Here is a 20,488-nt window from a genome sequence, read left to right as displayed (position 1 = left end):
CCTACTTCCCTAGCGATTGATATCCAACAATAAGTTCGGCTTGGAGCCCTTCCAGCTGCGGACGGTCCTCCATCAGGTCGACTGTCAACCGATACCGGCCCGGCTCCAGCCAACCGACATCCGCGACCTGAAGTACCTGATACAGCATCTCACGCGAGTGCAGACCGGCTTGGATCAGTGCGCCCTCATCCAAGCTTGTATCGGACAGATATCGCACAACCTCATCTTCTGGAATTCTCTGTGAGTCGCGCCCGTCAGGAGTGCTCTGCCATAGCTGTACAGGACCAGGTGCGCCGCCATCAATCCGCTCCAGGCGCAATCGCGTGGGTGGCCTTCCCAGCCTGACCTTCTCCCACGCGTCCAGCAACGAGCGCCCGTTGGTATCCTGCAGCCGCAACCCAATGTTCAGGATCGGAATGGCCGGCTTCTGGGCTGCCGGCAAATCAAACGTGACCTCGGCAATCCGACCGGCCTTCTGCAACTGCACGGCCCGCGTGAACGGCACAACCGTGCGCGCCTCGGCCTGTGCGCGCGTCAGCAGGGGCGGCGCAACCTCAGGCGCTGGTGACGCACGGCATGCCGCCAGCGCACCCAGCACCGCCAGTACCACCAGCCCCCGCCGCAGTGACCGCGTCATTGCTCCTTCAACCGCAGCGAATCTGCCACATCGGTCTTGGCCGCCACCTCGGTGGCGATGCTGGCGCGGCGGTGCCCTGGGTCGTTGCGGTCGCCCTGCACGATGAAGATGCTCTCGGCGGCATGACTGCTTTTTGTCGGCCGGCTGAGCAGCACGTGGTCCACGCGCGAGAGATTGTTCTGCTTGGCCAGCACCAGCAGGCTGGCGCTGATGCGCTGGCTGGCCGCATCGAACGGGCGGCCATGCGCTGCATCCAGCTCCGCCACTTTCTGGATCAGCTGCGAGAACAGGCGATGGTCGGGATGCGAAGGGTCCAGCAGCGTGCCGGCCACTTCGATCGGCGTCGGCGGCGGCTCATCGCTGGCACGGTCGCCCTGGCGATGGTGTTCGGCCTCGCGCTCGGGCATCGCGTGATGGGTTTCGGCATTCAGATCGCTCCCCGGGAACGGCGCGGCAATGCACTGGATTTCCGGCAGGTTGAACAGCACCGCGAACTCGCCCAGGTTGCTGCCGCCGTCCAGCGGCGCCGGCAGCGGATGCAGCCCGGCGTAATGCAGCGCCGCCCAGACGAAGTCGCTGCAACGGTTGATGGTGGCCGGGCGATCCACATCGAATTCGAACTCGGCCGGTTCCTCGGCGAAATCACGCAGGCAGCCGTAGTGCTCCTCGGTGATTTCCAGGGTGCGGCTGTAATACGGGTCCAGATGCTCATCAGCATCGTCGTGGCGCACCTGCGCGTACTGCACGCCGGTGGGGGTTTCGCCCGGCGCGTGGCGCGGCGGTGCGAAGCCGTAGCTGTGGGCCTCGTCGCCCGCAGCTACCTGCAGGTACATATGGCCGCGCGGCGAGATGCCCCCACTTTTCAGCGGGGTGCCGGGGGCGGCCAGATAAAGGGTTACCGTGTAGCGTGTTGCCTGCTCCATGCCTGTTCAGCCTTGATGGGTGCTGCGGTCCTGAGCGGATGATGGCATAGGTGGGATGGGGGGCAGGTGGAGGAACAGAGGAGGCCGATCGCGGCTTGCTGAATTTGTGAGCCAGCGTGCAGTACCAGCGCCCCGGAAGCTCGCGGGTGGCCGCACTAGCCCATCTGCATGCCGCCAGACGTCTGCGTCGCCGCCTCGCGCTGCTGCGTTTCCTGACGGGTCTGCTCAGTCACCCGCGTGTCGATCTGCTGACTGCGGGCCAGCCCCTCCTCAAGGCTTTGCTGAGGCTGGTTCAAATCCACCATGGCCCTGAAGCCGGGCGTCGTGCCCATCACGAAGATCTTCTCTTCCTGCAGCACCACATCGCGCAGCTGCTGCGGCTGGTGAATACCGTTCTCCCGCGCAGCAACCATCGCTGACATCACCTGCGCATCGCTCACCTTCTCAGGCAAGTCCGATCGCATGCGATCAAACAGCTGCTGCGATTCCGGCGATAGTGCAGCCACCCGCTCGTGCGGCGGCAGTTCGCCCTCCACCTCGGTCAACAGCTTCTGCAACGTGGTTTGCTTCTTGGGAAGGGGATTCTCGTGGGTCGAATTGAGCTTGCTATCGGGGAACGGCTTCGGAATGCTCTTCAGCGCATCGATGTTCGGAAGCACCTTCATCGTCCCTTCGAAGCTGGGATCGGGCTTCTCGAGCTTGGGCCGCAAACCGGCCTGACCAAGGCCTGTCCACACGTAATCGACGCAGCTGTTCGACAAGCCGTTGTAATAGAGATTGAAACGGTCCTGATCGCGATTGACGCTCGCCTCGCCGTACGCCTTCAGTTTGTCGTACTGATCCTTGGTGATCTCGAGCGTGTAGGAGAACCGAGGGTTCTGATAGGTCTCGAATTCCCCCTTCACCACGTGCCCAGGCCCGGTGATCCCCGTTTTTATCGGCGAAAACCCGTATCCGTCTTTCTTGTCACCATCGGCAACCATGAAGTAGGCATGGCCCGCCGAAGATGAGTGGGTCGTGCCATCCTTGCCTGCAACAGGTGTACCCGGGGCAGCGAGGTAGACCGTGACGGTGTAAGGCCCCTTCTTGCCGTCCTGGGGTGCGGCTGCGCTATTCGATTGACTGTCCATAGTCCTATTTCACGTTGTAGTTGGCGACGAGAAGCTCGATGTTGAGATGTGCAACTTCCGGGTTGCCCTGAAGGTTGGTCACCTTCAGCCGGTACTTTCCGGCCGTGAGATCCCCGGAATCAGCACGGGCCACCTCGTATTCCCTGTAGGCCAGGGACATGTCGTACTTCCCTGCATTGACCAGGCTGTTCGAATCCGCGCCGATGGCGCTCCTGTATTCGTACACATCGCCCTTGGCCGGTTGATATCGGCTACCCTGCCAGACAGCAGGCAGATCGCGATTCAATACCTGTAGTGCTATGGGCGTTTCGGCTTCGCCCTCCAGCTTCCACAGCTGCACCTTCAGGGGAATCCGGGCGTCTTCAAGGAAGTCGACATCGCCCGGTTTCATGTCCGGGCGCTTGGCAGGCCCACCGGTACGGAAGCCGATCAGGAACGTGCGTGGCTTGGGGTCCTTCTCCCAAGGCGGCGGCAGTTCGAAACGCGCCTCTACCGTCGCGCCTGCATGGACCAGGTCCATCGGCTTGGCAACGGGGAAACCATCGCCATACATCTGGGGTGCCTGGGTACCACAGCCGCCCATAAGCAGGGGCAGCAGTACCATCCATGGCCTCAGTAGGTGTCGCATCCGTTCCTCACATTCGGGCACTCACGTGTCGGCAGTTTATACACCGCACCGGTCGGCAGGACCTGAACTGGCTTCACATAACCCCGGGACGGGATGGGGATTCCTGCCGGTGAACATTGCATGGGTCAGTTCTGGTGTTAGCAGGCACGCGATGGTGCAGGCACTATTCCTGCACTCAGGAGAATGACCATGACCACGATCGACACCGCATGGCTGGAAGCGTTCGACAAGGAGCTTCTCCACCTGTTCGCCATCGACCACCGCGATGCCGGCATGGATGAGTACCTGCTGGGCTGCTACGCAGACCTCCCGCCACGCGAGGCTGCACTGGCGTTCGGCAGCGACTACGACTTGGAGCGCGACGATGCCCTGTGGCCACGGCCGGGCGGGGTGCAAAGTTAAGCCGTGTCGCAATCGGCGCGCCGCGCGAATCGGCCCGGCGGGCTACGTGTCGCTTTTGGGATCCCGAACGGCTGCAAACCGTGCTTTTCAATGCGCATTCGGGCTGTAACTTAACACCGGCCGAAACCACCGCACCGCAAGGGTTCTGCCGCGCGTGCGCCATGCAACAATGCTGTAAGCGTCAGCATTTACGGCCTCTGCGGCCTACGGTTTCTTGGCATCTCGCAATCATGCGAGTACACCTTGGCGTGCCACCTCGCACTAGGTGGCGCGGGACTCGAAAACCCGTCTGAATACCCAGTGCTTTGCGCTTGCCAGTCGGCGTCATCTTCGGATGGCGCCGGCTGGCAATCCGTTCGCGATCCATGGCGGGCGGTGCGTGGGGGTCCTCGGACCCGCCGGATTGGGTATTCACCGGTTTTCGAGACACGCACCGTCCGCCGCCTTTATCGGTGGCGTTGCTATCTGTCCTGTACGGAGCATTGCCATGAACACATCGGACTTCCGTTCCCTGCACGCGCAGTACGATCCGGACAACGCCGAACCCGAGCGCGAACCGTCCGTTGACCCCAACGCCTTCGTCGCTACGCTGCGCCGCATCGGAACCGGCGCGGCTGCGGACGGCCAGCCTTGGCCGGAGCGGCATCAACTGCATGGGCGGTGTCTTCAGCTAGCGGATGCGGATTGCGCGCTGGCGGGGCTGCGTGTGGTGGCGGAGCTGATGCTGGCTGCGGAGCGGACTCGGCAGAACGGCGCGCCCGAGGAGTACCTGGGGGATCGGGTGATGGAGGGGTTGAAGATGGCTTGTGTGGCGTTGACTGCGCAGGCTATTGAGCGGCTGCAGGTTCGGGAGTAGCACCCAAGGCTTGAACCTCAAGCAATAGGCTGCGGGCTGTCGTCGCGGCCCCATTGTCCGTTCGCCTCTGATCTGCAGGACTTCCAATGAAGTCTTTGACGTACGCAGTACTGTGCTTGGCAGCGCTGATTGGTTCAGCGCTCGCACACTTCCACCTGCCAAAAGGCGATTTGGAGCTGAAGACCTACCCCAAGGTCTCGGCTGCAGAGTTTGCTGTCATGCGCGAGGAAGCCCTAAGCCTAGCGGCTGAAGATGCAGCGCTCGGTGCCGGACGCTTTGAAGCCAGGTACCTCGAGCTCACTTGCCGAGGTGAGCCCGCTCTGCTGGTGGACAACTCTTCTTCACAGTTGCTCATCCTAGGCTTCATAAGCCGAGGCACTGAGGCGCCTTGCGTCCAACCTCTACTCCAGCGCTGGAGTAGCCGACTACTTCCGGCCGATTAGGGCTTTGCAGCTGGACTTCGCATACGAGGCGTACCGACGGGCCTGAACAGCCTGCGGTTTGCGCTGACACGCGACGCTCTTCCGCTCCAACCCATTAGCAGCTCATTGTGTCGCTTACGGCATACTTTCCCCAGGACGCCACGTGCGGTCGCGGACAGGGGAAGGCTGTGAGTAGGTGGACTGAAGACGAATTGGCTGCTGCCGTTGAGGCGTATCGCCAAATGGAAGCCCGTCTTGCCAATGGATCAGCCCTTGAGAAGACAAGGGTCTATCGGGAACTGGCGGCCCGCCACGGACGCACGTCCAAGGCGTGGGAATACCGCATGCAGAACATCTCCCATGTTCTAGATCAGGCGGGCAAGCCTTGGCTACCCGGGCTTCTTCCAGCATCGAAAGTGGGTGCAAGGGTTGAGCCGAGACTTGCCAAGCTCCTCGGACTGTCTGGTGAGACGCTCACGTCGGTTTCTAGTCCTACGAGGGGACTGTTGGAGCAGGAGACCAGAGCGGCGGAGACATCTGGCAGTTTCTCCCCAACAAACGAGGTGGACGAGAGGCAGCGTGTACTGGCAGCTATCGTTCGGCGCCGCGGGCAGCCTGCGCTCCGTAAGGCACTGCTGGACGCGTACGGCGGTTGCTGTGCTATGACGGGGTGTGATGTGGTCGATGCGCTTGAGGCGGCCCACATCCGGCCCTACTCAGGCCTAAAGAGCAACGATGTCAGGAACGGTCTTTTGCTCCGTGCCGATGTGCACACTCTGTTCGATTTGTATCTGATAGCCATCAACCCCGGTTCTCTGAAGATCGCCGTGGCGCCTGCTCTCCAGCACTCCACCTACGTCGAATTGGATGGCCGTCAGCTAAGCACTCCCATGCCGCCTGAGCTGTCAGCCTGCCAAGAATCACTCACTTGGCATCGTTCGCAGTGCCAGTGGTAGGAAGCGGCATGGGAACTATGGAACGTTCACTTGCTATCTGCCGAGAGCTGAAATAGGCAAGAGTATGCTTCACCCGAGAAAACCTGAGGCAGGACGATGCCCGACATTCTTAGTCCTGAAGCGCGAAGCGAGCGGATGTCCAGGATTCGTAGCTCAGACACCAAACCTGAGCTGTGGCTGCGCAAAGCTATTCATGCTCGGGGTTTTCGGTATGTGCTGGGGGGAAGGGGGCTTCCTGGACGACCAGATATCGTGCTGCCGAAGTACAGAACCGCCATCTTCGTGCATGGCTGCTTTTGGCATCTGCACAGTTGCTTGAACGGAAGAAGGCCGGGAAGCAACGCGCGCTACTGGTCACCCAAGCTGGACGCGAATGTGCGGCGCGACCGTAGGTCGGCGCGCCGCTTAAGGGCCGCAGGCTGGAAGGTGATTACTGTTTGGGAGTGCAAGATCAAGCGGGAAGCGGACCGAGCCCGAGAGATCGATCGCATAGTCAGATTGTTACGGCCCGGCTGACACTTCAGGATCAGGAGAATAGGGCAGCGGCTAGCTTTGGGCTGGACACGCCATAGCCTTACGTAAATTGCCCACATTGTGATAGAAGGGCTCAATGAATGGCCTTTTTTCACAAGCTCCTCAGCTGGATGACCCTGCTCTCGAGCAGGTTGCCGCAGCGCTCTCACGCGACCCTGCTCTGCTGAGCAAAGTGGGGCAAGCTCTTCGCACGGCGTTCGACGAAGTGATTGACGCCCCCCGGACGGGACGTTTCTGCATTGATCAGCTAGAGAAAACAGAAAAGACCTATATAGGCACAAAGGTCGAGATCCTGCTTCGGAAGGCCTTGGCGCTGGAGCGGGGAGTCTTATTGGACAATCTAATTGCCGGCCACGAGGTTGATACCAAATTCACAGTCAAGAACGACTGGATGATCCCGCAGGAGGCGGTTGGGCAGCTTTGCATGCTTGTCCGCGCGGACGATGTGAAGGGGCTTTGCTGGCTCGGCATGTTGAGAATGACCCCGGCAGTACTGACCAATGGCCAGAACAGAGATGGAAAGAAGTCCATCTCCGCTGCCGGCAAGGCGCAGATTCGATGGCTCGTAGAAGGCCCGATGCCCAGGAACTTCATGCTGGATCTCCCTGAACCGGTGCGCTCCGCAATCCTGGCCCAGCCTAGCGGGCGGCAGCGGGTACGCGCGCTCTTCACCATGGCCACGGGTCTTCTTATCCCACGAGGCGTCATCGAACAGTTGGCACAACAGAGGGATGCGGTGAAGCGGGCTCGCGAGATGAAGGAAACTCTGGGAAGAGAGGGCTACCAGGTCCTTTGTGCCACCTACCTCGCAGACCGCGAGGTCATGATTGCCCACGGCTTCACCCCTGCAGCCAAAGATGAATGGTTGAGCCTCAGGATCTCTGATAGCCCTTAAGGTTTTGCTATAGAGGCTCACAGCCAGCAGCTTCCAGGACTCGGCTGACTGCGTTACGCGATGGGCCAGCCAGGGCCTTGACATCTCGGGGATTTCGGAACCGATTTGGCGGAATTGACTTGCAGGGATGGCCTCCCAAGCGCCCTGAACTCCAAACACTTGCACTAGCGATCAGGCTTGGTACGCTGGCAGTTGCCAGAGAAGGGGAATCCAGGCATCTGGACACGCCACGCACTGTCATGCGGCTTAGGGGCACGCCTGCCCTAGTCTCAGCATCTGATACGGCGCCAGCGTGTACTTGCTGACCCCACCGCCCCCACCCGACACCTGGTGCTCTAAGGAGCTAGCGCTGTAGCCAGCGCGACACCCTCCTGCCGGGCTCCTTTCTGATCTGAGATCTACATGAGTCAATTCACCTCCCTTGAGATGTGCGCCGGTGCTGGCGGACAAGGCCTTGGCCTAGAGATGGCCGGCTTCGACCACTCTGCGCTCGTGGAATGGGAGCCGGCCGCATGCCAGACGCTCCGCTTGAACCGCCCGAACTGGAACGTGATTGAGGGTGACCTTCGCGAATTCGACGCATCCCCATACAAGGGTGTGGATCTCGTTGCCGGCGGCGTGCCTTGCCCTCCTTTCTCTAAGGCAGGAAAGCAGCTGGGCGCCGACGACGAGCGCGACCTTTTTCCTGAAGCCATTCGAATTGTTGATCAGGTAAGGCCTCAAGCAATCATGCTCGAAAATGTTCGCGGCCTGCTCGACCCCAAGTTCGACGATTACCGGAAGGGCGTAGAGAAGGAGCTCAAGAAACTCGGATACTTGGGCGATTGGCGACTTCTGCACGCATCCGACTATGGCGTCTCCCAGCTTCGGCCGCGCGTGATATTTGTCGGCATGAAGAAGGAGCTTGCTCCGGCATTCTCATGGCCAGAAGCACTGGAAGAGCCCCCAAAGACGGTAGGTCAGCTGCTGCACGACTTGATGGGCGCGCGAGGCTGGGATCAAGTTGATGCATGGAGGGAAGGCGCCAACGCGATCGCGCCGACTCTCGTCGGTGGATCCAAGAAGCATGGCGGCCCTGACCTTGGGCCAACCCGCGCCAAGAAAGCATGGGCAGCTCTAGGTGTCGATGGCATGGGGCTTTGGGACCAAGCCCCTGAAGCAGATTTTGATGGTATGCCCCGACTTACCCCGCGAATGACAGCTCGAATCCAAGGCTTCCCTGACAGTTGGGAGTTTGCAGGGCGAAAGACCGCAGCCTACAGGCAGATCGGCAACGCGTTCCCTCCTCCCGTGGCTGCGGCTGTGGCTGCTCGTATTTGCGATGTGCTTTCACAGCCACGCATTTTCAAAGTGGCATGAGCGTAGAAGCCCTCTTCCTTTCAGAGCGAAAGAAGTTTCACGCCTCGCTTCTCGAGAGCACGCTCACTATTGACAAAAATGGAATCCACTCTAACGCCGACAAAGATAGTCGCGTAAGCAGAGAAATTGCCAGACATATCGCCACTCAGTTGCGCGTCGAGGTAATGAGCGAGAGAGCACCCGCGCAGACTTCTGGGGCAAACTTTGAGGGAGCGTGTGCCAACTTTGTTCGAAACACATTTGGCAAGCTTGACCATATCAGGCCAGGTGATTGGCTCGTCCAACAAGTTGGCGGGAGAAACAGACGGCTTATCGCGTGCTTCGAGCAGTACGCTCACCTAGTCGCACTCGACCGAGCAGCAAAGGGAAATCGCGAACTCGCTGCTGCCCTAGGGAATGACTATACCATTAGCCCGGATATAATAATTTCTCGCGCGCTGATCGATGACCAATCTATAAATTCGAGGAGCCATATCGTCGACTCCTCTACGGCGCTGCACGCCTCCCTAAGGAATGCAAACGGAGGCCTTCCACTGTTGCATGCGAGCATCTCCTGCAAATGGACGCTGCGTAGCGATAGAGCCCAGAATGCGCGCTCCGAGGCACTCAACCTTATAAGGAACCGCAAGGGAAGACTCCCACACGCAGTGGTAGTAACGGCAGAGCCCACTCCTAGTCGTATTGCGTCGATCGCGCTTGGAACGGGCGACATAGACTGCACTTATCATTTTGCGCTAAACGAGCTCAAGCGAGCAATTGAAGAACTTGATTTTTCTGATGCCAGAGAGATGCTCGACATCCTGATAGAAGGCAAGCGACTTAAGGACATTTCTGACCTGCCGCTGGATCTAGCAGTGTAAGTTTCGTCGATAGATTCGAATGACAGGCCTAGCGCCTGCGCCAACAACATTTAAAGCAGAGCTTGCTTCCACGTACCTAACGAAGCGTTTCGCAGACGCACTCGCGCGCTGGGAGTCAATTTATAGATATCAGCTCTGCAGTTGCAACGGCGCTCTGTGACAAGTACAAACAGTCATTGAGATTCTCACAGCAGCCGCGCGCATGTGGCCATGGCATAAAAACAAATACTCGCACAAGTCATACAAATTTATAGGGAACAGAGCACGCTGCGTTTACACTTAATGCAGTCACGGATCAATTCCATTTTTGATTCATGGAAATCCATTGAATTCCGGGTAGCCAGGAATAATCCACTGACTTCGAAAGAGATATCAGTCAATCTTCGTCATCCAAACCATCCTCTGGACCGACGTATGCTCCATTAAAATTACGAACCATACTACAAACCACAGCATGCAGTTCCGTAATCACATCGGAAAGAAGATCATGAGCACGGTCGTCCATTGAGGCCTGGCTGTGAACGACTATATTCCGAACACCATAAAGAACCTTTCCAGGCGACTTCCCGGCGCGAAGGCCGCAAAGCTCAATAAACTCTTTGCCTAGATCCTTCAATCTTGAAAAGGATTCCGCATCACCGTTCCGGCTTGCCATGTGACAGAGCGAAGAAACCCTCGCCTGCTCAGATCCGATCTTGCTTAGCTTCTTTTTGAAAGCGTACCCGCTTTGCTGTGGCGCAGCCGCAATCTCCTTTAGCTTCGACAGCAAGAGCTTTTCTGACATTATCTCTATAACTTGATAATATATCAAAAGCGCAGACACAGACGACACCTGACGTGACGCAAGGGATATTAGCTTCTCAATGACTTTGCAACTATCCATTAGACCTTCAGGCACGCTGCCAACTTTTGCTGCAACCCCGGGCAGCGCTGGGCGGGGCCGCTTTAGCGTGTGGGACGCTCCATGATCCACTACAAAGTATCCGTACTCCTGGAGAAGTAATCGAGCTGCGTCGATCGAGCAACCCGCACGCTCCATATTTTCAACACCCAGGACCACGATAGACAGATCATCAGAGAAGATTTCACGAAGCGGAATTTCCTCCGAAATTTCTTCATATCTAAGTTCCACACTGGTATTCGCAATTCCATCGCGACACAAGGCAATTCCAGCCACGCTGGAGAATATTTTCTTAAATCGCCCACTCAAACTATTCGCCCCATACGGCGAATCAGGGCTAAATGTATTAACGGGAAAAATATAGCCCAGCGTGATTGAGTCGGAACCGTTATTCCGCACCTCCAAGATCCCAGATTCCGCGGAAGACGGCGGCCTCACGGCCCAACAATGGAATCTCAGCAAATCTTCATTGGGATACGGGCAATCAAAGCTCAGCCTCTTGGAATAGCCGGCGACAGAAACAACGGCTCCCCCATTATCGATTTCAATTTTGGCGCCGTGTAGAACTGACTCTTGAAGTATGGAGTTAAGCAATGACATCCCGGTCACTCATCATTAAGACTCTCAAACTTGGTCTGACCCGCGCTCCAACAAGCATAAAGGTCCAGGTAAGCGTCTGAATCTTCGTTAAGAAGAGATCTGAAAGCAAATCGGAAGAAGTCTCGCTGCGCAGGACCAATCTTGGTAGATTTTTTCGCAATGTCATCTAGCATCAGAACGAGAAGATTAAGCGCATCATGCGGCTCCCCCTGGAATCTGCAATTCCCAATCTCAGCTTCAAGGTCGGAAAAACTCTGAATTCTTCCCTGCTTGAATAGCCTCTTCGCTTCCGCGCCAAATGCGGTCATCGCTTGGACGCGCTCGAAAACAGACGCCACATTGGAGCCGAATGGTCGTTCTACCGCTGCATCCGGAATATTTGCCCTTAACCGCTCAATATCAAACACCCAATCACCGCTCAGCGCCTCGATATGCCTGACAAATTTATTGTAGGTTACCAAGAGAGTCTGAAGGTCACTGTTTACCCCGTCGTATCCTTCCAGGAAGTCGAGCTCTCCAAGTTGATTTACCAAAGTTTGCCTATCGATGGACTCGGCCCGGCCAGTTGAGAAGGCGTAGAACATATCCACCACCTCAGAAAACTTATACTTCGCCGCCCCACGCGCCCTCTTCTCTTCCGCCTCTCGAAGAACAACGATTCCATTTGGCAGCTGCGCAGCATCGAGATGATCTCGATATAGCATTTCGATCTGATGCCTGAAACTCATAGGCGTCTGGCCGGTATTCAGAGTAAGCATCCTGTATAGGATGCCTGTCTTATTCAGGCCAACGTATACTTCAAGGCGAATTGATCTAGCGAGAAAGCCCACATGCTCCGGCGAACCCGCGGCGCCCACAGCCGCAATACACTCGCGAAGCGTGTAAGTCCGCTGAAGCCCGTCGAGGATCAGGACATCGTGTGAAGCAAAGCTGTCACGAATCGCCTGAGTAATCGCATCCTTCGCAGCAGCGTCAATTACTCCATTCTTTATCCGGTCGATTTCACTTGAAACAACCGCCCCTTTGTCTTGACTGAGCGCGAGAATTATCGGAGGCATTACGCAGCCCTCAATCAAATCGCGCTGGAGCAACTGATAGGGCTTTCCGCGGGACGAAACTTTTGCACGTTGAAGTTCATTTTTTTTAATTACATGCTGGGCAAAAGCCCAGTAGTCTCCTATTGATATATCAATCGAGACATTAACCCCCTGTACCTTCTTGTCGAACAGCCAAGAGTTAAAGTTCATATCCCCGCAAAGCCTCCCTATTCATGCAGAGCTGAATTATCAGCCATGACACCCGTTAAAACGTTCCCCTTTGTATAACATAAAGGCGGCCAATGGCCGCCCTTATGCAAGAAGATTTAATCCTCAATCAAACCCCAACAGGATTAGCCTTCTCCGGATCAATCTTGTACTGCTTGATCGCCCGGGCCACATCCTTCGCGGTCATCTTCCCTTCCTTCGCCAGCGCCGCAATCGCGGCATGGGCGATGTAGTACCGGTCAACCTCGAAGAACCGACGCAGGTTCGCGCGCGTATCCGAACGGCCGAAACCATCCGTACCCAGCACGGTGTACGACATCGGCACGAACGCACGGATCTGGTCCGCATACGCACGCACGTAGTCGGTGGCGGCAATCGCCGGGCCCTGGCGGCCTTCCAGCAGCTCGGTCACGTAGGCCTTGCGCTGCTCACCTTCCGGATGCAGGCGGTTGGCACGTTCCACGTCGAAACCATCGCGACGCAGTTCGTTGAAGCTCGGGCAGCTCCAGATATCGGCGGTCACGCCGAAGTCCTTGTCCAGCAGCTCGGCCGCAGCAATGGCTTCGCGCAGGATGGTGCCCGAGCCCAGCAGCTGCACGCGCAGTTCGCCCTTCTTCGGCTTGCCGGCGTCGGTCAGCAGGTACATGCCCTTGACGATGCCTTCGGCCGCGCCTTCCGGCATTTCCGGGTGGGTGTAGTTCTCGTTCATCAGGGTGACGTAGTAATACTCGTCCACCTGGTCTTCCATCATGCGCTTGGTGCCGTGCTGCAGAACCACGGTCACTTCGAAGCCGAAGGTCGGGTCGTAGCTGCGCACGTTCGGAATGCCACCGGCCACCAGATGGCTGAAGCCATCTTCGTGCTGCAGGCCTTCACCGTTCAGCGTGGTGCGGCCAGCAGTGCCACCCAGCAGGAAGCCGCGGGTACGCATGTCCGCCGCCTGCCAAGCGATATCACCCACGCGCTGGAAGCCGAACATCGAGTAGTAGATGTAGAACGGCAGCATCGGCACGTTGCTGACCGAGTAGCTGGTACCAGCCGCCATCCACGAGCTGATCGCACCCGGCTCGCTGATGCCCTGCTGCAGCACCTGGCCGCTCTGGTCTTCGCGGTAGAACATCAGCTGGTCGGCATCGACCGGCTTGTACTTCTGGCCGAACGGCGCGTAGATGCCGATCTGGCGGAACAGGCCTTCCATGCCGAAGGTACGGGCTTCGTCGGCCACGATCGGCACGATGTGCGGGCCCAGTTCCTTGTCACGCAGGGTGATGTTCAGGCTCTGCACGAAGGCCATGGTGGTGGAGTAGCTGCGCTCGCCGCTGCTCTTCAGCAGGCGCTCGTAGGCTTCCAGCTTCGGCGCCACGAAGGTCTTGTCGGCCTTGCGGCGGCGCTGCGGCAGGTAACCGCCCAGTGCGGCACGGCGTTCCTGCAGGTACTGCACTTCCGGCGAATCCGGGCCCGGGTGGTAGAACGGCACCTGGCCGTCGGCCAGCTGCGCGTCGGTCACCGGAATGTTGAAGCGGTCGCGGAAGTGGCGCACCGCTTCGTCGTCCAGCTTCTTGGTCTGGTGGGTCGGGTTCAGCGCTTCACCAGCACTGCCCATGCCGTAACCCTTCACAGTCTTGGCCAGGATGACGGTCGGCATGCCCTTGGTGTTCACGGCCTGGTGGTAGGCGGCGTACACCTTGTGCGGGTCGTGGCCACCACGGTTCAGGCGCCAGATGTCGTCGTCGCTCAGGCCGGCCACCATCGCAGCGGTTTCCGGGTACTTGCCGAAGAAATGCTCGCGGGTATACGCGCCGCCGAAGGCCTTGCAGTTCTGGTATTCGCCGTCGACGGTTTCCATCATCAGCTTCTTCAGGACGCCGTCGCTGTCCTTGGCCAGCAGGGCATCCCAGTAACCGCCCCACAGCAGCTTGATCACGTTCCAGCCGCCGCCACGGAACACGCCTTCCAGTTCCTGGATGATCTTGCCGTTGCCGCGCACCGGGCCGTCCAGGCGCTGCAGGTTGCAGTTCACCACGAAGATCAGGTTGTCCAGGCCTTCACGGCCGGCCAGGGCGATGGCACCCAGGGTTTCCGGCTCGTCGCTCTCGCCGTCGCCGATGAAGCACCACACCTTGCGGTCGGACTTCTCGATCAGGCCACGGTTTTCCAGGTAGCGCATGAACTGCGCCTGGTAGATGGCGGCCAGCGGGCCCAGGCCCATCGACACGGTCGGGGTCTGCCAGTATTCCGGCATCAGCCACGGGTGCGGGTACGAGGACAGGCCACCGCCGTCCACTTCCATGCGGAACTTGTCCAGCTGCTCTTCGCTGATGCGGCCTTCCAGGAAGGAACGCGCGTAGATGCCCGGGGCGCTGTGGCCCTGGATGAACAGCAGGTCGCCCGGGTGGTTTTCGCTCGGGGCGCGCCAGAAGTGGTTGAAGCCCACGTCGTACAGGGTGGCGCCGGAGGCGAACGAGGCGATGTGGCCGCCCAGGTCACCCGGCTTGCGGTTGGCGCGGACCACGGTGGCCATCGCGTTCCAGCGGATGATCGAACGGATGCGCCATTCCAGCTCGGCATTGCCCGGGCTCTTGGCCTCGAGCTGCGGCTCGATGGTATTGACGTACTCGGTGGTGGGAGAGAACGGCAGGTAGGCGCCCGAACGACGGGTCAGTTCCACCATGCCTTCCAGCAGCTGATGCGCGCGCTCGGAGCCCTCGACATCAATAACGGCCTTCAACGACTCGATCCACTCCTGGGTTTCCACAGGATTCGGGTCGTTGTTCAGCACCTCGTTCAACCAGTTCATTAGCGCTCCCATAACCGCACGCACGCGCGCGACTGTTGTATAGATTTCTAGACCGCAAAGTGTAGCGCACCAAGGGCTTTCGTCACTTGGCTACGCAGGCGTATGGATGCAACCGGCCAGTGTCCGCAAGGGGCTTGCCGGGCCCGCTGAAGGCCCTGCGGCGGGCCTTGTTGGCTGCGCGGGCTGTCGCTTGCGGGCCGCTGCGCCCATGTGCAGGACGCAGTGTTACCGCTGCCGATGACGGTTGTAGGGCAGCGCCATGCCCACCTGTATCGGCTCCGCGTGCTGGCGCTGAACGGGCGACAACGTGTCGCACCTGCCTCTGGATCGCCCCCCGCCCTGCCCTCAGGGTAGGCCTCGAGTGTTGGCCTCGCCCGCTCCGGTCCGCCGTCTGGCCCTGCCTCACTCCCTTCCACAGTGTTGCCCGGGGCGCCTCGCAAGGGGCGCCCTTTTTGCTGTGCGCGGGGCCGGCCGTGGCCCAAAACTGACCTGCTTGTGGCCGGATCGATGATTGTCGTATTCGATATATCGATATATCGTTTGCACACTCGTTTACCGATATATCGAAATGAGCCGTACCGCTTCTCCCAGAGCCCGTTCCACCAATCCGGAAGTGCCACGCCGCAACGGCCAGCCGCGGGTGCTCAGCCGCGGCGACCTGCGCCTGCTGGTGCTGGCCCTGATCGGCGAGCAGCCGCGCCACGGCTACGAGCTGATGCAGCTGATCAGCAACCAGTTCATGCAGGCCTACACGCCCAGCGCCGGCACCATGTACCCGCTCCTGGCCAGCTTCGAGCAGGCCGGCTGGATCGAGGCCGAGGAAGTGGACGGCAAGCGGATCTTCCGCATCACCGCCGCCGGCGAGTTCGAGCTGAAGGTGCAGCGCACCCAGGTGCGCCTGGCGCAGCGACGTGCCTTCGACCGTGCCCGCGAGATCACCAAGGCCTCGCTGCCGCCGCCGCTGGCCGGCGCCCTGCGCGAGTTCAAGCGGGCGCTGGTGCATCACCACGGCCGCTGGGCCGAGGGCGAGGCAGAAGAAGTAGCGGCGCTGCTGACGCGGGCGTCCGCGCTGCTCAACGGTACGGCCGGTAGCGAGAGCCAATCCTTTTCAACGACCCAGCCAGACTGACTCCAGCCAGGTCGCCCCTACGCCGCGCGCCCCCGCGCGACACCTCTACAGGTAACCCCATGACCGAACACAACAACACGCGCCTGCGCCTGGATGTGCGCTTCCGTGAACTGACCGTGCTGCGCACCGAAGAGGTCACCCCGCACATGCGCCGCATCGTGCTGGGTGGCGCCGAGCTGGCCGGTTTCGATTCGCCCGGCGCCGACGACCACATCAAGCTGTTCTTCCCCAACGCCAGCGGCGAGATGGTGCTGCCGGTGGTCACTGCCGAAGGCCGCAGCTATCCGGCCGGCAAGGAGCCCTCACCGGCCCGCGACTACACCCCGCGCTGGTGGGACCACGAAACCGGCGAGCTGGCCATCGACTTCGTGCTGCACGACCAGGGCATTGCCGGGCCGTGGGCCGAGCAGGCCCAGGCTGGCGATACGCTGGTGATCGGCGGCCCGCGCGGCTCGTTCGTGGTGGCCGACAGCTACGACGCCTATGTGCTGATTGGCGATGAAACCGCGCTGCCGGCCATCGCCCGCTGGCTGGACGTGCTGCCGGAGGATGCCGAGGTGCAGGCCTTCATCGAAGTGAGCGATGAGGCCGAACGCCAGGACCTGCCGCAGTACGAGAACGTGCGTATCCATTGGCTGGAGCGCAACGGCTTCCCGGCGGCGACCAGCACGCTGCTGGAAGACATGCTGACCGACTTCGAAGCCCCGGAAGGTGATGTCTTCTACTGGATCGCCACCGAATCGCGCCGCGCACGGATGATGCGCAAGTTCATCGAAGGCCACCTGGGCGTGCCGCGCGACTGGATCCGTTCCACCGGCTACTGGAAGGCCCACCCGGACGAGACCGACGGCGATTGACCGGGCAGCCGGTGGGTGCGGACCCTGCTTGGTGGGTGCGGACCGTTGGTCCGCACGCCCTGCAGCAGGTAGTGCCGGCCGCTGGCCGGCAACCTCATGAACCTTCGGCAGGAACCTGCAGTTGCCGGCCAGCGGCCGGCACTACCGCGTTGGATGCCACCTGCAGCGCGAAGATCAGCAGCGGCAGCAGCCCGAAAACCGCACGCATCGCGCTGCGCGCCATGAGTCGAGCATGGCTCGACTCTACAGGGGCTCCGCCGCCGCTCATGCACCTTCTTGCCTGGCTGGGTAGTGCAGGCCGCTGGCCCAACCTCATGAACCTTCGGCAGGAACCTGCAGCTGCCGGCCAGCGGCCGGCACTACCGCGTTGGATGCCACCTGCAGCGCGAAGATCAGCAGCGACAGCAGCCCGAAACCCGCACGTATCGCGCTGCGCGCCATGAGTCGAGCATGGCTCGACTCTACAGGGGCTCCGCCGCCGCTCATGTACCTTCTTGCCTGGCTGGGTAGTGCCGGCCGCAGGCCGGCAACCTCATGAACCTTCGGCAGGAACCTGCAACTGCCGGCCAGCGGCCGGCACTACCGCGCTGGATGCCACCTGCCGCGTCCACCCGAACCGCTGCGCGGCCCAGATCTCCAGCGCCACCAGCAGCGCGATGATCAGCAACGGCAACAGCAGCCCGAAGTACACGCCGGGCATCATGCCGTTGATCTGCGCCTTCACCAGCCGCAGCACGCCACGGGTGTGCAGCAGCTCATCGACGTGCATGGTCAGCGCCTCGCGCACGACCTTGGGCTCCAGACCGAGCGTGCCGGCCTTGTCCACCAGCGTGTCTTCCACCATGCCGCGCAGCAGGCCTTCGCGCACTTTGCCGATCACCCAACCGGTGCCGCGCGCCAACGGGCCGTTGCCAAGACGATCAAGGTCAGGCAACGGATGTTCGCTGAGGTAGGCCGAGGCGATGGTGTCGGCCACATCGCCCACCGTGCCTTGGCTGCGCAATGCCTCGCGCATGCGCGGGTCGTCCAGCGAATCGGTGAAGCCTTCGCTCCAGCCTTCCATCAGGGTCTGCAGGTGCGGCTGGAAATGATCGAGCTGCTTGAACAGCGCGCGGTGCGCACCGGCGGTGAAGCCCAGCTGCAGGCCGAAGAAGGCGGTCGCCAGTGGCAACAGCACCACGTAGCTGGCCAGCAGCCAGTGATGCCAGCGCGTGCGCCGCTGCAACCAACCACGGCGGTGCAGCCAGCGCCAGGCGAAGATGCCCAGCACCAGGCCAAGCAGCGTACCGAGCAGGCTGCCGCCTAGCAGATCGAGCACGCTCAGGCCCGTCCAGAATTCGTTCAACCAGTACTGCGTGTCCTGCATGGGTCTTCCTTCCGTGGATGCGGCTGCGCCTGAAATGCCAGCCAGGTAGAGTCGACTGTTAGTCGCGCGCAGCGCGGGGGTTTCCGGCATCGCGCCAAGAGCAGTCGACTGACAGTCGACTCTACCAAAGCGAAAGCCTGCCGGCCCGGAGCACGCCAAGCAATGCGACAATCGCGCTCCTTTCCTGCAGCAACGAGGCCCACATGGCCAAACTGACCCTGGCCAGCGTGGATGCGCTGCGTACCCGCTTTGCCGATGACACCGCCTGCGATGCGGCCCTGGCCGCCTTCGCCGCCCCGGCCGCCCTGCGCGTACCGCTGCGTGAGCTGGTGGAAGCACAACACCGCTACCTGCAGGCCGAATTCGAAGTGGCGCAGGTGGCCGACGTGCTGCGCCGCGACCAGAAGTACGCGCCGGTGGGCCGGCCTTCGATCAACATCGTGCAGCTGCGCAAGCAGCAGGCCGCGACCAAGCAGGCCGCGCTGATCGCACGCCAGGTCGTGGCGCAGGCCGCGCAGACCTTCGCGCGCGTGAGCGGGATGACGGTGAAGGCCAAGCAGAGCCCGAGCGAGGCGTGCGTGGCATGGTTGGGCGCGCTGCGCTGAACACGCGTACCCGGTAGTGGCCAACCTTGGTTGGCCCGCGGAGTGCTCGTGTGCCAACCAAGGTTGGCACCTACCAAAGCACTCTCCCGCCCTGCATGAACCGGGAGTGGCCAACCTCGGTTGGCCTGCGAAATGCTCGTGCGCCAACCAAGGTTGGCACCTACCAAAGCACTCTCCGGCCCTGCATGAACCGGTAGTGGCCAACCTTGGTTGGCCTGCGAAATGCTCGTGTGCCAACCAAGGTTGGCACCTACCAAAGCACTCTCCGGCCCTGCATGAACCGGTAGTGGCCAACCTTGGTTGGCCCGCGAAGTGCTCGTGCGCCAACCAAGATTGGCACCTACCAAAGCACTCTCCGGCCCTGCATGAACCGGTAGTGGCCAACCTTGGTTGGCCCGCGGAGTGCTCGTGTGCCAACCAAGGTTGGCACCTACCAAAGCACTCTCCCGCCCTGCATGAACCGGTAGTGGCCAACCTCGGTTGGCCTGCGGAGTGCTCGTGTGCCAACCAAGGTTGGCATCTACCAAGGCGTCCCCCACGCCCCAAAAAGAAGGCCCGCTTTTCAGCGGGCCTTCTGCCTTCTCACGACGAGTGAGTGGGGTGCATCAAGCAGCCGGCTTTTCGCCTGTGGCTTCGGTGGTGATGCGGATCTTCACTTCATCGCTGACGTTCGGAGCATAGGCGCCGACGCCGAAATCGCTGCGCTTCAGGGTGGTGGTGGCATCGAAGCCGGCGGCCGGAACCTTGGCCATCGGGTGCTCGCCGCCGCCATTCACGGTCACGTCCAGAGTGACCGGCTTGGTGATGCCCTTGATGGTCAGGTCACCGGTGACGGTCAGCTTGTTGGTGCCAGCGGCTTCCACCTTGGTGCTCTTGAAGGTGGCATCGGCGAACTTGGAGGCGTCGAAGAAGTCGGCGCTCTTCAGGTGCTCGTCGAACTTGGCGGTGAAGCTGTTCAGGCCGCTCAGCGGCAGCTTCACTTCCACGGTGGACTTGGTCACGTCTTCGGCGTTGTACACCAGGGTGCCTTCAACGTTGCCGAAGTGCGCGCTCGGGTTGGAGAAGCCGAAGTGGCTCCACTGGGCCAGCACGTCGGTGTGGGTCGGGTCCAGCTTGTAGGTGCCCGAGGCGATCTGGATCGCTTCGGCGGCCGGCGCGGCGGCAGCGGCATCGGCAGCCGGGGTGGCGGCCTGTTCGGTGGTGGCCGGGGCGGCGGCGTCAGCAGCCGGGGCAGCGGTATCGGCCGGCTTGGAGCAGGCGGCGATGGCCAGGGTCAGGGCCAGCGGCAGCAGCAGTTTACGGGTGGCGCTCATCTGAGGAACTCTCCGGATCGTAGGGTGGGTACACGGTGCAGCAAGAGCCTGCC

The 20,488-nt window shown here is 60.7% G+C and carries 20 protein-coding genes; 10 read left to right on the top strand and 10 right to left on the bottom strand.

Features of this window, described 5'->3' with window-relative positions; translation table 11 throughout:
* Position 1 precedes the first annotated feature (1 nt).
* The 4 genes from ACZK45_RS01925 to ACZK45_RS01910 all read right to left on the bottom strand — a co-directional run bounded on the left by ACZK45_RS01925 (position 2) and on the right by ACZK45_RS01910 (position 3,294).
* Complete coding sequence (locus tag ACZK45_RS01925) at positions 2 to 637, bottom strand: hypothetical protein (protein WP_478445369.1); 636 nt, start codon at positions 635 to 637, stop codon at positions 2 to 4.
* Positions 634 to 1,560 carry an XVIPCD domain-containing protein gene (locus ACZK45_RS01920; protein WP_478445368.1) on the bottom strand — a complete coding sequence of 309 codons (927 nt, stop codon included), beginning with the start codon at positions 1,558 to 1,560 and terminating at the stop codon, positions 634 to 636. The genes ACZK45_RS01925 and ACZK45_RS01920 overlap by 4 nt, the downstream gene beginning before the upstream one ends.
* Before the next feature lie 155 nt (positions 1,561 to 1,715).
* On the bottom strand, positions 1,716 to 2,690 hold the full coding sequence (locus ACZK45_RS01915) for a lytic enzyme (RefSeq protein WP_478445367.1): 975 nt from the start codon (positions 2,688 to 2,690) through the stop codon (positions 1,716 to 1,718).
* A 4-nt stretch (positions 2,691 to 2,694) separates the two neighbouring features.
* Positions 2,695 to 3,294: a hypothetical protein gene (locus tag ACZK45_RS01910; protein WP_478445366.1), complete on the bottom strand. Its 600-nt coding sequence runs from the start codon at positions 3,292 to 3,294 to the stop codon at positions 2,695 to 2,697.
* 213 nt (positions 3,295 to 3,507) lie between these two features.
* On the opposite strand from ACZK45_RS01910, the gene ACZK45_RS01905 reads away from it, so the two are divergent.
* The 7 genes from ACZK45_RS01905 to ACZK45_RS01875 all read left to right on the top strand — a co-directional run bounded on the left by ACZK45_RS01905 (position 3,508) and on the right by ACZK45_RS01875 (position 9,602).
* Complete coding sequence (locus tag ACZK45_RS01905) at positions 3,508 to 3,720, top strand: hypothetical protein (protein WP_170935768.1); 213 nt, start codon at positions 3,508 to 3,510, stop codon at positions 3,718 to 3,720.
* A 487-nt stretch (positions 3,721 to 4,207) separates the two neighbouring features.
* Positions 4,208 to 4,576, top strand: a complete 369-nt coding sequence (locus tag ACZK45_RS01900) for a hypothetical protein (RefSeq protein ID WP_478445365.1) — start codon at positions 4,208 to 4,210, stop codon at positions 4,574 to 4,576.
* Between the two features lie 664 nt (positions 4,577 to 5,240).
* On the top strand, positions 5,241 to 5,954 hold the full coding sequence (locus tag ACZK45_RS01895; RefSeq protein ID WP_478445863.1) for an HNH endonuclease: 714 nt from the start codon (positions 5,241 to 5,243) through the stop codon (positions 5,952 to 5,954).
* A 96-nt stretch (positions 5,955 to 6,050) separates the two neighbouring features.
* Positions 6,051 to 6,470: a very short patch repair endonuclease gene (locus tag ACZK45_RS01890; RefSeq protein ID WP_478445364.1), complete on the top strand. Its 420-nt coding sequence runs from the start codon at positions 6,051 to 6,053 to the stop codon at positions 6,468 to 6,470.
* 94 nt (positions 6,471 to 6,564) lie between these two features.
* Positions 6,565 to 7,383, top strand: a complete 819-nt coding sequence (locus ACZK45_RS01885; RefSeq protein WP_478445363.1) for a NaeI family type II restriction endonuclease — start codon at positions 6,565 to 6,567, stop codon at positions 7,381 to 7,383.
* 402 nt (positions 7,384 to 7,785) lie between these two features.
* Positions 7,786 to 8,742, top strand: a complete 957-nt coding sequence (locus ACZK45_RS01880) for a DNA cytosine methyltransferase (protein WP_478445362.1) — start codon at positions 7,786 to 7,788, stop codon at positions 8,740 to 8,742.
* A complete protein-coding gene (locus ACZK45_RS01875) occupies positions 8,739 to 9,602 on the top strand; it encodes an NgoMIV family type II restriction endonuclease (RefSeq protein ID WP_478445361.1) in 864 nt (287 codons plus the stop codon). The genes ACZK45_RS01880 and ACZK45_RS01875 overlap by 4 nt, the downstream gene beginning before the upstream one ends.
* A gap of 376 nt (positions 9,603 to 9,978) precedes the next feature.
* Here ACZK45_RS01875 and ACZK45_RS01870 read toward each other — a convergent pair whose 3' ends face one another.
* From ACZK45_RS01870 to aceE, 3 genes are all read right to left on the bottom strand, one after another.
* A complete protein-coding gene (locus tag ACZK45_RS01870; protein ID WP_478445360.1) occupies positions 9,979 to 11,103 on the bottom strand; it encodes a hypothetical protein in 1,125 nt (374 codons plus the stop codon).
* Positions 11,104 to 11,108: 5 nt separating this feature from the next.
* Entirely contained in the window at positions 11,109 to 12,350 is a 1,242-nt protein-coding gene (locus ACZK45_RS01865) for a hypothetical protein (protein ID WP_478445359.1), read from the bottom strand.
* A gap of 127 nt (positions 12,351 to 12,477) precedes the next feature.
* On the bottom strand, positions 12,478 to 15,165 hold the full coding sequence (aceE, locus tag ACZK45_RS01860; RefSeq protein ID WP_004139606.1) for a pyruvate dehydrogenase (acetyl-transferring), homodimeric type: 2,688 nt from the start codon (positions 15,163 to 15,165) through the stop codon (positions 12,478 to 12,480).
* Positions 15,166 to 15,733: 568 nt separating this feature from the next.
* Here aceE and ACZK45_RS01855 point away from each other — a divergent pair.
* Positions 15,734 to 16,294, top strand: coding sequence for a PadR family transcriptional regulator (locus ACZK45_RS01855; RefSeq protein ID WP_032130019.1), 561 nt, complete (start codon positions 15,734 to 15,736; stop codon positions 16,292 to 16,294).
* Positions 16,295 to 16,353: 59 nt separating this feature from the next.
* Positions 16,354 to 17,151 (top strand): siderophore-interacting protein, encoded by a 798-nt coding sequence (locus tag ACZK45_RS01850; protein WP_478445358.1) that lies wholly within the window; start codon positions 16,354 to 16,356, stop codon positions 17,149 to 17,151.
* 312 nt (positions 17,152 to 17,463) lie between these two features.
* On the opposite strand, the gene ACZK45_RS01845 is transcribed toward ACZK45_RS01850, so the two are convergent.
* Both ACZK45_RS01845 and ACZK45_RS01840 read right to left on the bottom strand, forming a co-directional pair.
* Positions 17,464 to 17,592, bottom strand: a complete 129-nt coding sequence (locus tag ACZK45_RS01845; RefSeq protein WP_478445357.1) for a hypothetical protein — start codon at positions 17,590 to 17,592, stop codon at positions 17,464 to 17,466.
* Between the two features lie 91 nt (positions 17,593 to 17,683).
* Positions 17,684 to 18,517, bottom strand: a complete 834-nt coding sequence (locus ACZK45_RS01840) for a hypothetical protein (RefSeq protein ID WP_478445356.1) — start codon at positions 18,515 to 18,517, stop codon at positions 17,684 to 17,686.
* A gap of 203 nt (positions 18,518 to 18,720) precedes the next feature.
* On the opposite strand from ACZK45_RS01840, the gene ACZK45_RS01835 reads away from it, so the two are divergent.
* Positions 18,721 to 19,122, top strand: a complete 402-nt coding sequence (locus ACZK45_RS01835) for a hypothetical protein (RefSeq protein WP_478445355.1) — start codon at positions 18,721 to 18,723, stop codon at positions 19,120 to 19,122.
* A gap of 605 nt (positions 19,123 to 19,727) precedes the next feature.
* Here ACZK45_RS01835 and ACZK45_RS01830 read toward each other — a convergent pair.
* Entirely contained in the window at positions 19,728 to 20,435 is a 708-nt protein-coding gene (locus ACZK45_RS01830; RefSeq protein WP_080291836.1) for a YceI family protein, read from the bottom strand.
* Positions 20,436 to 20,488: the final 53 nt, after the last annotated feature.

Source organism: Stenotrophomonas sp. 63632_Sma, from assembly GCF_056482875.1.
Note: the sequence above shows the minus strand (reverse complement) of the source record. Positions and strands in the feature narration are given on the sequence as shown.